This window comes from Pseudoalteromonas sp. L1 (genome assembly GCF_021728095.1).
Taxonomy (GTDB): domain Bacteria; phylum Pseudomonadota; class Gammaproteobacteria; order Enterobacterales; family Alteromonadaceae; genus Pseudoalteromonas.
In genome coordinates this window covers 42,396-56,009 of record NZ_JAKKCT010000002.1, presented here as the reverse complement: position 1 = coordinate 56,009, position 13,614 = coordinate 42,396, and the positions used below count along the sequence as shown (strand labels likewise).

At 41.0% G+C, this 13,614-nt stretch carries 11 protein-coding genes; 8 read left to right on the top strand and 3 right to left on the bottom strand.

The window, feature by feature from the left end; genetic code table 11:
- Positions 1-17: 17 nt before the first annotated feature.
- A complete protein-coding gene (locus L3V38_RS06510; RefSeq protein WP_237118814.1) occupies positions 18-722 on the bottom strand; it encodes a hypothetical protein in 705 nt (234 codons plus the stop codon).
- A 126-nt stretch (positions 723-848) separates the two neighbouring features.
- On the opposite strand from L3V38_RS06510, the gene L3V38_RS06505 reads away from it, so the two are divergent.
- Entirely contained in the window at positions 849-1,424 is a 576-nt protein-coding gene (locus L3V38_RS06505; RefSeq protein ID WP_237118813.1) for a DJ-1/PfpI family protein, read from the top strand.
- Here the strand turns inward: L3V38_RS06505 and L3V38_RS06500 are convergent.
- Positions 1,419-2,300 (bottom strand): LysR family transcriptional regulator, encoded by an 882-nt coding sequence (locus L3V38_RS06500; RefSeq protein WP_237118812.1) that lies wholly within the window; start codon positions 2,298-2,300, stop codon positions 1,419-1,421. The two genes, L3V38_RS06505 and L3V38_RS06500, sit on opposite strands and share 6 nt — an antisense overlap.
- 100 nt (positions 2,301-2,400) lie before the next feature.
- On the opposite strand from L3V38_RS06500, the gene L3V38_RS06495 reads away from it, so the two are divergent.
- From L3V38_RS06495 to L3V38_RS06480, 4 genes are all read left to right on the top strand, one after another.
- Positions 2,401-2,889 carry a DUF2938 domain-containing protein gene (locus L3V38_RS06495; RefSeq protein WP_237118811.1) on the top strand — a complete coding sequence of 163 codons (489 nt, stop codon included), beginning with the start codon at positions 2,401-2,403 and terminating at the stop codon, positions 2,887-2,889.
- 9 nt (positions 2,890-2,898) lie between these two features.
- Positions 2,899-3,531, top strand: a complete 633-nt coding sequence (tmpT, locus tag L3V38_RS06490; RefSeq protein WP_237118810.1) for a thiopurine S-methyltransferase — start codon at positions 2,899-2,901, stop codon at positions 3,529-3,531.
- A 112-nt stretch (positions 3,532-3,643) separates the two neighbouring features.
- Positions 3,644-4,444: a class III extradiol ring-cleavage dioxygenase gene (locus L3V38_RS06485; protein ID WP_130152044.1), complete on the top strand. Its 801-nt coding sequence runs from the start codon at positions 3,644-3,646 to the stop codon at positions 4,442-4,444.
- Between the two features lie 95 nt (positions 4,445-4,539).
- Positions 4,540-6,870: a DPP IV N-terminal domain-containing protein gene (locus L3V38_RS06480; protein WP_237118809.1), complete on the top strand. Its 2,331-nt coding sequence runs from the start codon at positions 4,540-4,542 to the stop codon at positions 6,868-6,870.
- Between the two features lie 183 nt (positions 6,871-7,053).
- Here L3V38_RS06480 and L3V38_RS06475 read toward each other — a convergent pair whose 3' ends face one another.
- Positions 7,054-7,902, bottom strand: coding sequence for a LysR family transcriptional regulator (locus L3V38_RS06475; RefSeq protein WP_237118808.1), 849 nt, complete (start codon positions 7,900-7,902; stop codon positions 7,054-7,056).
- A 119-nt stretch (positions 7,903-8,021) separates the two neighbouring features.
- On the opposite strand from L3V38_RS06475, the gene L3V38_RS06470 reads away from it, so the two are divergent.
- The 3 genes from L3V38_RS06470 (at position 8,022) to L3V38_RS06460 (ending at position 13,609) form a co-directional block, all read left to right on the top strand.
- Positions 8,022-8,684: an NAD(P)H-dependent oxidoreductase gene (locus L3V38_RS06470; protein ID WP_237118807.1), complete on the top strand. Its 663-nt coding sequence runs from the start codon at positions 8,022-8,024 to the stop codon at positions 8,682-8,684.
- Positions 8,685-9,009: 325 nt separating this feature from the next.
- On the top strand, positions 9,010-11,979 hold the full coding sequence (locus L3V38_RS06465; RefSeq protein ID WP_237118806.1) for a TonB-dependent receptor: 2,970 nt from the start codon (positions 9,010-9,012) through the stop codon (positions 11,977-11,979).
- 58 nt (positions 11,980-12,037) lie between these two features.
- Positions 12,038-13,609, top strand: coding sequence for an amidohydrolase family protein (locus L3V38_RS06460; protein WP_237118805.1), 1,572 nt, complete (start codon positions 12,038-12,040; stop codon positions 13,607-13,609).
- The last annotated feature ends 5 nt before the right edge of the window (positions 13,610-13,614 follow it).

The window sequence follows — 13,614 nt, the reverse complement described above, 5'->3', positions numbered from 1 at the left end:
AACGTCAGCTGAACTTATTAATTAATAAGTTCAGCTGACACGATATCGTTGAGCATCAAAAAGTGGTTAAGTACTGACTCTTCAAGTTCGAATACCTGCGCTAGTTTTTCGCCACTTGCTGACATTCCAGTTTGCGCACCTGCAAACTCGATATGTAACCCTAAACGCTTTAGGGTTTGCGCGTCGTAACTATAAATAGCAGAATCACGTTTCTCGGTAATACCAGGCATCATACCTATGATAGTAACCGCCTGTTCTACATTAATGATATCGAAAAATTGTCGCTCTGCGGTTTGCCATTTTGCTATATAGCTAGCGACCTCGGGTGGCTGATCCATTGGCACGTATAATGGCTGTAATGAGCCGCCATGCCAGCCTATAACGGCTTGTTCCTCAACAAGTACATGTGGACTGGCGGTAAGTACATAGTTGGCACACGACGATGCACAAAGCTCGCGTACCACAATATCGAGTTGATACTCATGAACTAAGCCTCCGAAGTGGAGACCTGCCATCACATCACCACCTTCGCTATTAATAATTAAGGTGTTGATTTGCTGATCGCTATTTACTAATAACTGTTCGAACTTTTCAACATTTTGCTTTGATGTTTCGCCCTGAAAATAAATCGTGCCCGGCGATACTTCACTAATTTCAGCAACGCTTTGCTGTGTTGTTTTGCAACCAACCAGCAGCACGCTCAATAAGAATAAAAAACGCATTAACAATGCCTTGAAGTTTTGTTTGTATACAGTGCGCAATTTAATAATATGTCATTAACGAACTGCAAAAATGGCATAGTACGTTTTTTTACTTGAGAAATAAATCCACATAATAGGAACAATTGTATGAATATTGGAATTTACATCTATGATGATGCCGAAGTACTCGATTTCTCAGGTCCGTTTGAGGTGTTTAGTACTGCCAAGCGTCTAGCGAATAATGACTGGCAAGTAGCTTTAATTGCTGAAAGTGATAGGCCTGTAATTGCCCGTGGTGGTTATAGTGTAAACCCCCATTACAGCTTTGCTGACAGCCCATTGCTTGATCTCCTTGTTGTGGTTGGTGGCGACCATACACGAGAGCTCGAAAAAGCAGAGGTTATTACTTGGTTAAAACACACAGCCACTAACACCAAGCGTGTTGCGAGTGTTTGTACGGGGGCATTTTTGCTTGCTAAAACTGGGCTTTTAAACGGTAAAAATGTCACGACTCATTGGCAAGATCAACCTGAGCTGGCTGCTATGTTTTCTGATCTCAATGTGATTGCAGATACTCGTTGGATCACCGATGGTAAGTTTACCAGCTCTGGGGGAATTTCTGCTGGCATTGATATGAGCCTAGCGTTAGTCGCTGAGTTTATTAGTTACGAACACGCCCTACTGACTGCCAAACAGATGGAATATCAATGGCAGACTTTATAATTGTTCAGCAATATAGTCGGTTATAAACTGTTTTAAACAGGCAGCCTTTTTACTCAGTAAACGTGCGCTTGGCCAGATAGCATAAATGTCGCGGTTTTCCCCTCGCCAGTGTGGCAGTACTTGAACTAGCTGCTGAGATTTTAATTCATCTATAACTTCGAACCGAGGTAACAAAGCGATACCTTGCTCATCACAAACTAAGTATTTTACAAATCCAGTATCGTTAAAAGTAGAAGCAAATCGGCACATGTGAGTATAAGTTGCATTCGTTTGTGCATTGGTTAGCTGCCATTTATTTCTTAGTGTGGTGCCAATTAACCTATGCTGTTTTAAATCAGCTGGCTCTTCTAAGGCAGGTGCCGAATCAAGGTATGCTTTAGTGCTTACAAATAAAGTATCAACACTGCCTAACTTTTTCTGATGGAGCATAGAATCAGCTTGCGGCCCTATTCGTATTGCTATATCAGCTTGGCTTTTACTGAGATCTTCAAGTTGATTATTAAGCAGTAGCTCAAGTTGAATATCAGGGAACTGTTTAGTAAATGCGAGCCACATTGGCTTTAAGAAACCATGACTAATATTCAGAGGTGCTAACACTTTAAGCTTTCCTGACAATTGTGCTTTTTGCTCATTAAGCTGGCGATGAGTTTGTTCAAATTGCTCAATTAATTCAACATAACTTTGAAAGTATACCTCCCCTGCTTGCGTTAACGTGCATTGCCTTGCTGAGCGATTTAATAGCTGCTCACCTAAGCGTTGCTCAAGTCGTTGTAAGCGTCTCGACACTGTTGCGGTAGGCAGCGACAAGTTCTTAGCCGCATTACTTAGGCCGCCTTGTTTAACAATCTGTATGAATAGAGCGATATCGTCAATCATGTTCTCATTAATGCAATCATAGTTTGTTTATCTTACTATTTTTAGCACTTTTGCAATTAGATATCATGCCTTTTATTAAATCATTTAAGAGCATCTAATTATGAGTGTTAATGATATTTATGTGATAACTTTTGTAGGTATAGCGGCGACTTTGTTCATTGATCTTTATGCTTTTTTACTGGCTAAAGTGTTTAAGGTATCTTCATTAAACTTTTGTTTAGTTGGCCGTTGGGGCTTGGGGTTATTAGATGGAAAGTTTAAGCACCTGAATATAGCAACTAGTCCAGTTAAGCAGTTTGAGTGCGTGTTTGGCTGGTGTTTACACTACTTTATTGGTGTTTTATTTTCGTTTCTATTTATATTATTGGTCGGTATTGCTTGGCTTGAACAGCCCACCTTAATCGCTGCATGTATATTTGGATTAGCTAGCGTATCTATGCCATTTTTTGTTATGCAGCCCGCTTTAGGGATGGGGATAATGGCTACGAAAACAGCAAACCCACTTCAAGCCCGCTTAAAAAGTGCTGTAACTCACCTACTTTTTGGTGTCGGAATATATTTATCAGCTCAATTCATTCAATTTATTTAGGAGTAAGTAATGGACGCAAAGCATTGGCATCAACGTTGGGAAAATAACGAAATAGGTTTTCATGAAGGAGACGTTAACCGTTATCTAGATCAGTATTTTACTAACTTGAATTTACAGCAAGGCGATACTGTTTTTGTGCCACTGTGTGGCAAAACTCACGACATTCATTATTTGCTCGCGCAAGGTATGCGTGTTGTTGGGGCTGAGCTTAGTGAGATTGCCATTAAGCAATTATTTGATGAGTTAAAACTAGAACCCGAAATCAGCCAACACGGCGAGCTATTACGTTACCAAGGCGCAAATCTAACCGTTTGGGTAGGTGATATCTTTGCACTGACCGCGAATGAACTTGGCACTATCAACGCGGTTTATGACCGTGCCGCCTTAGTTGCGCTGCCAAAGCCCATGCGCATTCGCTATACCCAGCATTTACTAGAGTTGACCAATAGAGCTAAACAATTAGTGGTGGTCTTTGAGTATCAGCAAAATGAGTTTTCGGGTCCGCCGTTTAGTGTGGTCGCCGATGAGCTACATCAGCACTATGATGCTTTTTATCAACTAACATTACTGTGCAAAGAGCCTCTCGAAGGTGGCTTGAGAGGGCAAATCCCCGCCATGAACGTTGCTTGGGGTCTTAGTTAGTACTTACAAACTCATAGTGTGTAAATTCACACCCTAGTTGTGCGTTTTTGTGGCTGGTTATTGTATCTCTGTGCGTGCACTATAGTGATAAGCGTATTTAAGGAGCACATTTATGCAAAAGCCACGCGTTTTATTTGTTTCTCATGGCGGCGGTCCTATGCCTTTACTTGGCGATCCAAGTCATGCCGATATGGTTACGTGTTTGCAGTCTATTGCAGCAAAAATTAAAAAGCCGTCAGCTATTTTGATGGTGAGTGCACACTGGGAAGCGAACCCTATTAGCATCACTTCGAGCGCTGCTCCTGAGCTAATTTATGATTACTATGGTTTTCCTGAGCCTGCTTACAGTATTGAGTACCCAAGTCCTGGCGAACCTGTCCTTGCCGAAAAAGTGCATCAGGCATTGGCAAAGGCTAATGTCGATAGCACATTAAACCCATCTCGTGGCTTTGATCACGGTATGTATGTGCCTTTGAAGATTATGTATCCAGAAGCAGATATACCTTGTGTGCAATTGTCGTTACATCCAAGCCTTGAGCCAAGCTTACACTTGGCAATAGGTGAGGCTTTACAACAGCTTGATTACGATAATTTATTGATCATTGGGTCTGGCTTTACTTTTCATAATATGCGCGCATTTTTCACCCCTGAAACCGCTGAAATTAAAGCGCAAAATATGGCTTTTGAGCAATGGCTAGTTGATGTATGTGGCAATACTGAGCTGAGTGAACAACAGCGACAAGCTAAGTTATTAGAATGGCAAATGGCCCCCGCGGCGCGGTTTAGTCATCCTCGTGAAGAACACTTATTGCCATTACATGTTTGCTATGGTGCGGCGATGCGCCCTTGTAGTGATATTTACGAACTAAGTATTGCTAACAAGCAAGCCAGTATGTTCTTGTGGAACGCGTGATTTTAAGTTTAAACACATTGTTTTCACGATAAATGTTAAGATTTTATTAAGTTAATTTGTTACGCTTGATTGGTTAAAACCAAGGGATAACAAAAATGAACTTAATAAAAACATCGACCCTTGCGTTTGCTGTGGTTGCGGGTTTAGGTTTGCAAGCATGCTCTAGTACAGAGCAAGCGAACACGCCATCAGCAACAGTGAACGCAACGGCTAATCCGCTCTCGCTTGAACAAATTTATAAAGAAAAAGACTTTAAAGCTGAGCGTAGCACCTATTTTACGTGGCTCGATGATGGTACTGGTTATACGGTACTTGAAGAGCGCGAAAGCGATAAAAACAACCAAGACGACAAAGCTAAAGACGATGAGCACGGCGTAAAAGGCAATGATATTGTGTTTTATAACGCCGATGGCACGGGTCGTAAGGTACTTGTTAGCTACGAAAAATTAATTCCCAAAGGTGATAAAGAGCCACTCACCGTTGAAAGCTACCAATGGTCTAAAGATGGTAAATGGCTGATGGTTTTTACCAATGGCGAGCAAGTGTGGCGCTCACGTAGCCGCGGTGATTTTTGGCTTTTAAACCTCGAAACCGATTCGCTATATCAGTTAGGTGGCGAAAACATCGAAGCGAAAAAGCTAATGTTTGCTAAGTTCTCACCAGATAGCTCAAAAGTCGCTTACGTGCGTGATAACAACATCTATATGGAAAAAGTGGGCAGCAAAGCAGTGACTGCTTTAACCACTGACGGTAACGACACCCTTGTTAATGGTAATTTTGACTGGGTATACGAAGAAGAATTTACCATTCGTGATGGTTTCCGCTGGAGTCCAGACAACAAATCAATTGCCTATTGGCAGCTTGATACCAGTGGCGTGAAATACTTCACGATGATCAATAACACCGATGATCTCTACCCTACCCTTAAAGAATTTCCGTATCCAAAAGCTGGCGAAATGAACTCTGCGGTTAAAGTGGGTGTGGTAAGTCTTAATGACAAGAAAACCCGTTGGGCTGAACTAGGTGGCGATAATCGCGATCGTTATATTCCACGTATTAGCTGGGCAGGCACTGGTGAATCATTGATGATCCAAGATCTTAACCGCCCGCAAAGCCACAATAAAGTTTGGTTATTCGACTGGCAAAAACAACAGCTAACTAAAATTCTTGAAGATAAAGACGATGCCTTTATTGAGTGGTTTTATAAAGCAAACTGGTCAAAAGACGGTAAGTTCTTTATTTGGCACAGTGAGCGTGATGGTTGGCGTCATTTGTACCGTGTATCTCGTGATGGCAAAACGGTTGTTGATTTAACGCCGGGCGAGTACGACATCATTGATATGTTAGCGCTTAACGAAGATAAAAACGTTATGTACTTTACTGCATCACCGGATGATCCAGGCCAGCGTTATTTATTCCGTACCTCGCTAGATGGCAGCTCTAAACCGGTGCGCGTAACGCCAGCGTCATTTGATGGTTCAAACAGCTATTACATGTCTAAAGACACCTCTTGGGCAATGCATACCTTCTCTAAGTTTGGCACTCCACCAATGAAAGAGATCATCAAAGTAAGCGATCACAGCAATGTGAAAACCTTAGTTGAGAACACAGCATTAAAAGAGAAATTAGCGACTGAGCAATTACCGACTCACGAGTTCTTTACGGTTAATGCGCGCGATGGTGTTGAGCTTGATGGCTACATCATGTTCCCTGCGAATATGGATAAAAGCAAAAAATACCCAATCGTTTTCTATGTCTATGGTGAGCCATGGGGTTCAACAGTTCAAGACCGCTGGGAAGGCGACAGTTACTTATACAAGTCGTATCTAACTCAGCAAGGCTTTATTGTTGCCTCTGTTGATAACCGCGGCACACGCGCACCAAAAGGCAGAGATTGGCGTAAGTCTATCTACAAAAAAATAGGCTCTATTACCGTACGAGACCAAGTTGACGCTCTTGATGCAATGGCAAAACGTTGGGATGTCATTGATACCGACCGTGTTGGTGTATGGGGTCACTCAGGTGGTGGTAGTTCAACGCTTAATTTGTTATTCCGCCATGGTGATAAATATAAAGTTGGGATTGCCTCTGCCCCAGTGCCTGATATTCGCTTGTACGATACTATCTACCAAGAGCGCTATGCGGGTAACCCAAATACCGATCCTGAAAGTTACGACAACACGTCTCCGATCACCTTTGCAAAAGACCTGCAAGGTAAGTTGCTACTGATCCACGGTACCGGAGATGATAATGTACACTACCAAGGTTCAGAGCGTTTAATTAACGAATTAGTTAAGCACAATAAACAGTTCGATTTTTTCTCTTACCCGAACCGTTCTCACAGCCTACGTGAAGGTGAAGGCACTACCCTGCACTACCACACTATGATGGCTAACTTCTTCGAAAAGCATTTACTTAACAAGTAAATATGCTTCAGTAATAAACCGCAGCTTATGCACTTAAGCTGCGGTTTTTTATGCAAACTGTAAACCCCCGTTACAGAAAGCTGGTAGAAGATACTCGTTTCTAAATTACTCAGTTGAGAAGTAATAGTATTTATCACGTCAAAATAGCTATTAGGCTATTCGATTTTTGATCAGGTATAAGGGTTAATTGATTATCTTTTTAAGCCACTCAATTATGGTTTTATATGTGTTTGTTGCAAATCGAGATTTATCTGGAATGTAATAACACAGCTCAGATTCAATCGCTTGGCTGTTAAATTGCGTTAATAAACCTGCCTCGATGTAAGGTTTTACTAATGTGTTTGAACAAAATACTATACCGTTATTTGCTAAGGCTTGTTGAATGCCGAATAGTTCTTGATCAAACGTCTTAATTTTAAACTGCTTTGAACCTAAGTTATTTTTAGTGAGCCAGTCAGCAAAAGGTGGTTCAGGTAAGTTGTTGTTTTTCCAGTGGCAAGTGTATAGCGTTACTTGATTATTCAGCCAAGGAGCTGTTCGTAGTGTGGTTGGAGCAAATACATTAAATACTTCACTATTTATAATATCATTTTTATTAACTTTCCCTTTTTCTCCTAACCTAACGGGTAAAGTATGTAATTGTTTATCCAGAGATTCACTGGTTGATATATCCACGTTTAGGTGAGGATGTTCTGTATTTAATTCATGTAATGCAGGTATGAGTCTCAGCGCTGCAAGCGATGAAGTTGTGCTTATGTGAATTTGGTTATGCGAGCTGTTTAGCTCCTCTATTGTATCATGAATAAGTTTAAAGGCTTTTGATGCGTTGAGGCTTAAGAACTTACCCGTGTGAGTTAGGGTAATTTTTCTCACTTCGCGATGAAATAAATCAGTATTTAACCGGCTTTCTAGATTTGCGATGTGGTGTGAAACCGCTGTGGGCGTAATGGCAAGTTCAGTTGCCGCAGCTTTAAAGCTTCCAAGGCGGGCTGCTGATTCAAAGGCTTTTAAAGCTTGTAATGATATATGCATAACTAAACTCACTTATATTTATAGCTGAGTAAAACTTATTTATAATGAATTTTAACTCGTTTGCTAAAACGTCTCAATTTGTTGATGATATCTATACATTAACTAATAAGGTTTTAATTATGACTACTCTTTTACACATTGATGCTAGTGTACGTGAAGTGAAAAATGATAATCCAAATCATAACTCTATTTCTAAAAATATTGCTAAATATTATATTGATACCTTACAAAAAAATAATGCTATAGCTGAGTATATCTATCGTGATGTAGGGATACACCCTCCCTCTTTTATTACTCAATCTTGGATAGAGGCTGTGTTCACCCCTGTTCAAAAACGGACTATACAGCAGCAGACACTGCTAGCTGAATCTGACGAGCTGATTGGTGAAGTGGCAAAAGCCGACACTATTGTGATATCAACGCCTATGTATAACTACGGCATGCCAGCACAATTAAAAGCATGGTTTGATCAAATTGTAAGAATTAACGAAACCTTTGATTTTGACTTAGAGCGTGGAGATTTCCCTCTAAAACCGCTGCTTAAAGGTAAACGATTAGTGATCATTACCTCCACTGGAGAGTTTGGTTTTGAACAAGGTGGAATACGTGAACATATGAGTCATTTGGTGCCTCACCTTCGCACCTTAAGTCGGTATTTAGGAGTCGATAAAATTGACGAAATTGCCTGTGAATACCAAGAGTTTAAAGATGATAGACATCAGCGTTCACTTACCAATGCTTACGCGAAAGCTGAGCAATTAGCATTCACTCAATATAAATAAAGAAAGCCGCTTGATGCGGCTTATTTAGTTTTTGTAATGGGGGTTTACAGATACGACGAGAGTTAAAATTCATATCACCGCTTTCTTAACGCCTTCTCACTTTTTAGTTTTTACTTGTTCATCTTGGTAACAAATCACTATTCAAAGATTTTGCTTTACCTCATTAGATCTTCTTTAGAACAGCTTAAAGTTAGAACATTTATCCAATAGTTTCAGCCTATAACCCAAGGCTATGATTTAAAGCTTTTTTGTCAATTGTTTAGGTTAAGTTAATTGTGCAAGGTAATGAATGGAATAATTAAAAATATAAAACAGGATGAAGAAAATGCCTTCGCAAAAGATAACAAAATACCCATTAAATAAAGTCAGTTTATCCTTATTAATTGCTCTTAATCTACTCCATATATCTGAGGTTGCAGCACAGCAAGCTGACAAGAAACAGGTTAAGACACCTGAAAATGAAGAATTAGAGATTATCAGTGTTGTTGGCTCAATGATCAAAGGGGCTAATATTGAAGGGGCGCTCCCTGTGTCTGTTATTGATTCTGATGATGTTGACGCAATTGGCGCGACTTCAGGAAGTGAGTTGTTTGCATCGATACCTAGTAATGGAACAGTAAGTTTTAATGGTAACGATGTAGTGAGTGGTGTGTATGCGTCACGAGGGGATGTAGCATCAATTAACTTACGTAGTATTGGTACGGGTAACACACTTGTATTATTGAATGGGCGACGTTTGGTACAACACCCAGGCTCGCAAACAGAAAACTCAGTGCCAGTAACGACCGTTAATATGAATTCGATTCCAGTAATGGGGATTGATGCTGTTGAAGTTTTACATGATGGCGCTGCTGCTATTTATGGCTCCGATGCGGTTGCAGGGGTCGTTAATACGCAAATGAAAAAGGATTTTAGCGGTTACCGTTTTGATATGCAGTATGGCCAGGCTGAAAATACGAGTCGTGAAAAGCTCAATTTAAATGCGTTAGCTGGCTGGGATGTTAATGATGGTTCAACCAATATAACAGCCTCAGTTAATTACTATCATGGTTCTGAGGTTATGGCTTCAGAAACGAAGTTTTCACGCAATAATGATTTAAGACCATTCTTAGAGGGCACGCGTTGGGAGGGAGATTCTAACTTTAGAAATAACTCAACAACAACTCCTTGGGGACGTTTTGATGCGAGTCAAGCAGTCGACGGCCTGACAAGTTCAGCCGGACGGTTTCATATCGAAGATGTGGATGCCAGTGATTCAAATCAGCGATGTATATTAAGCAATGGCTTGTGCATTGATAGTGGCAGCATTTCAAGTGACACTCAAGGTTATAACACCAATAGTAGCCGTACGCTTATTCCTGAAACTGAACGGTTAAATTCATTTGTTTTTATTAATCATGAACTAAGCTCAGGTACCGAGTTATACAGTGAACTAGGTTATTACCAAGCCGAGTCAAACTCACAGCGAGGTGAAACCGCTACGTTAACCTCTGCACCGGTGACAATCTCAAGTGATGCATATTGGAACCCGCTAGGGAGTGGTATTAATCAAGTGTCTGGTTTTGGGATTCCCGCACAAGGACTCGATGTCACTATTGATGCTTACCGTGTTGTTGATGCTGGTGCTAGAGGGATTAATGTGGACAATAAATCTTATCGTGCTTTAGCGGGTGCCCGAGGTGATCTTGATGCATGGAGTTGGGACAGTGCGGTACTTTATTCCAAAGCTAAAACAGTTGATAAAACGAATAACCGTATAAGTTTAAGTCTCTTTCAAGACAGTGTAAACCGTCAAGACAGCTCTGCATATAACCCTTTTTGTAATGCATCTTGTAACTCTCAAGAGACGATTGATAGCTTTTTAATCGATATCAGTCGTGAGGGTGAAACAGAACTCGCATTAGTCGATTTTAAAGTGTCGAATCCTGCTTTATTTTCACTACCTGCTGGTGATGTTGGTATAGCAATGGGAGCTGAGTGGCGTTATGAAAGTTTCGCAAACACTTATGATGACAGATTAAATGGCACTATAACCTACACAGATACCGTAACGGGGAGTAATTATGCTTCTGATGTTATGGGCTCTAGTGGTCAACCAAATGCTGATGGTTCACGTAATGTAGCGTCGGCGTTCGTTGAGTTTGCAGGAGCGCTGATAAGTCCTGAAATGGAAGTCCCTCTAGTCGAGAAGCTTAACTTTCAGCTTGCTGGTCGCTTTGAGCAGTACAATGACGTAGGAAGTGTATTTAAGCCAAAAGCAGTACTCAGCTGGTATCCTACCTCTAGTTTACAAGTACGAGGCTCTTACTCAGAAGGTTTTAGAGCTCCTAATCTTGAGCAACTTCATACCGCCAGTACAACTCGTGTTAATTACCCAACAGATTACTATCGATGCCAAGCGCGAATAAATAAAGGGGAGTTGAGCAACTTAAGTGAATGTAATGGCAGCGACAGCGTCTCTAATATTCGCTTAGGGAACACAAAACTAAAACCAGAAAATGATTACAACTATGGATTAGGCCTAGTTTATACACCCGAATTTATTGACAACCTAACGCTTACAGCCGACTTTTGGCGTATAGAACAAGAAGACCTGATCGGTATACGCTCCTATCAAAATATCGCTGACTTAGATTATTTCTACCGTTTAAATGGCGCAGCTAACCCAAATGTTATTCGCTCACAGGCAACTGCTGATGATATCGCTTTTTTTGACGGTTCTGGTTTGGCAGCGGTAGGCGACATGGTTGAAGTTGTTGGTTTATATGAAAACTTAGACTCTCGTGTTACTGAGGGCCTCGATTTAAGCATCAACTATCGCTTAGCTGATACTGACTTTGGTGATTTTGATATAAAACTTAACGCGGCAAAATTACTAAAAGCATATCAAAGTGTTGATAGTGAATCGGCAAAGTTAGCTGCATTAGGTTTACCTCTTGAAGATGTGGGCGATTTAATTCAAATGGATGGCCGTCCTCAGTGGCAAGCAACCGGTACTTTAACTTGGCGCTATAACAATTGGGGAGCAGGCTTGTATGGTAAATATGTTGGTGATTTTTATGATACGAGCGCCGTTCATGATGAAACCGGTGAATATTGGCATGTAAGTAGTTGGAGTACTTTTAACGTGTATGGTCAATACACGTTTGATTCTGGTACTCGCGTTCGTTTAGGTATGCGAAATATGTTTGATAGAGAGCCACCTCTAGCAGATGAAACATACGGTTATAACGCAAGCTTGCACAATGCAGAGGGACGTTATTTATACGCTAACTTTAGTTTTAGTTTTGAATAAATAATCATTCAATTAGATGAGAGGTTGTGTGCTTCTCATCTGCTTTATGGGATAAAAAATGCGAATTAATAAACTAACAAGCATCATCGCGAGTGTTATTTTACTGGCGGGTTGTACTAAGGGAACCCCGCAATCTATCGACACAATTATTATTGGAGAGGTTATTTATAGCGGAGCATCTGAAACTCCGTTTTCTGGTGTGATTGGTATTGATAAAGGCAAAATAGTCTTCGTTCAAAAACATCTACCTACTGATATCAAAGCAAAAAAGACAATTAACGCGCAAGATTTTATCATCGCACCTGGTTTTATTGACCCTCATACACATGCGTGTAACGATTTTAAAGGTGGGCTGACAAATCTAAATGCAAACTACTTAACGCAAGGTGTCAGCACCGTATTCTGTAACGTCGATGGCGATGGCGATGTTAATGTTGCGGGAACATTGCAAGATTACCAGCAGCAAGGTATTGGCACCAATGTTGGGCTTTATGTTGGTCATGGTTCAGTCCGTAAGGCGGTAATGGGACGCGTAAATCGCGCGCCAAGCAACAGTGAGCTTGAGCAAATGAGAGAGCTTGTAAAAGAGGCAATGAACGCGGGAGCATTGGGTTTATCAACAGGGCTTTATTATGTGCCTGGTAACTATGCGACAACCGAGGAGGTTATTGAGCTGGCTAAAGTCGCAGCAGAGCATGGTGGTGTTTATGATAGCCATATTCGTGATGAAAGCTCTTACAGTATTGGTCTTATAGGCGCTATTGAAGAAGTTATAACAATTGGTGAAGAAGCAAGGTTGCCCGTTCACATCGCTCACATTAAGGCGTTAGGAACCGACGTGTGGGGAGAAAGTGAGCAAGTTATTAAACTTATAGATAATGCGAGAGCGCGGGGAATTAAGGTGTCTGCTGATCAGTATCCTTGGCGAGCCTCAGGAACCAGTGTTGCGGGTAGTTTAGTACCACGTGAAGTGCTTGCCGGTAGCAAAGAAGAGTATTTAGCGAGATTACAAGACGCTTCGCAATGGCCTGCAATTCGTACAGCCATGTTAGAAAACTTAAGGCGAAGAGGCGGCGCTGATTCTTTATTGATAAGTGACCCTACGCGCCCTGATATACGTGGCAAGACACTGGCTCAAATCGCTGAAGACTGGCAGTTGGATGCAATTGACGCAGCAAAAAAAATAATTATTTCAGGTAATGCGCGGGTTGCCAGTTTTAATATGTCTGAGGACGATATTAAAGCGTATATGCAAGCTCCATGGGTGATGACTTCATCCGATGGCAGCCCTGGTCACCCAAGAAAGTACGCCTCTTTCCCAAAAAAATATCATGAATATGTTTATCAAAAAAAATGGCTAAATCTAGCTGAGTTTATACATAAAAGCAGCACGCTAACCGCAGAGACATTTGGTTTAACTAATCGAGGAAAATTAGTTGTGGGAAATGTCGCTGATATTGTTATTTTTGATAAAGAAAAATTTGCTGCTAATGCAGATTATTTAAACCCAGAAAAGCTAAGTTCTGGTGTGCAATGGATGCTGATAAACGGCCAGTTAGCTATTGATAATGGCAAAGTGTTAAATGTATTGGCAGGCCAAACTATTCGACAAAATCAATCACTAAGGTAGTCATT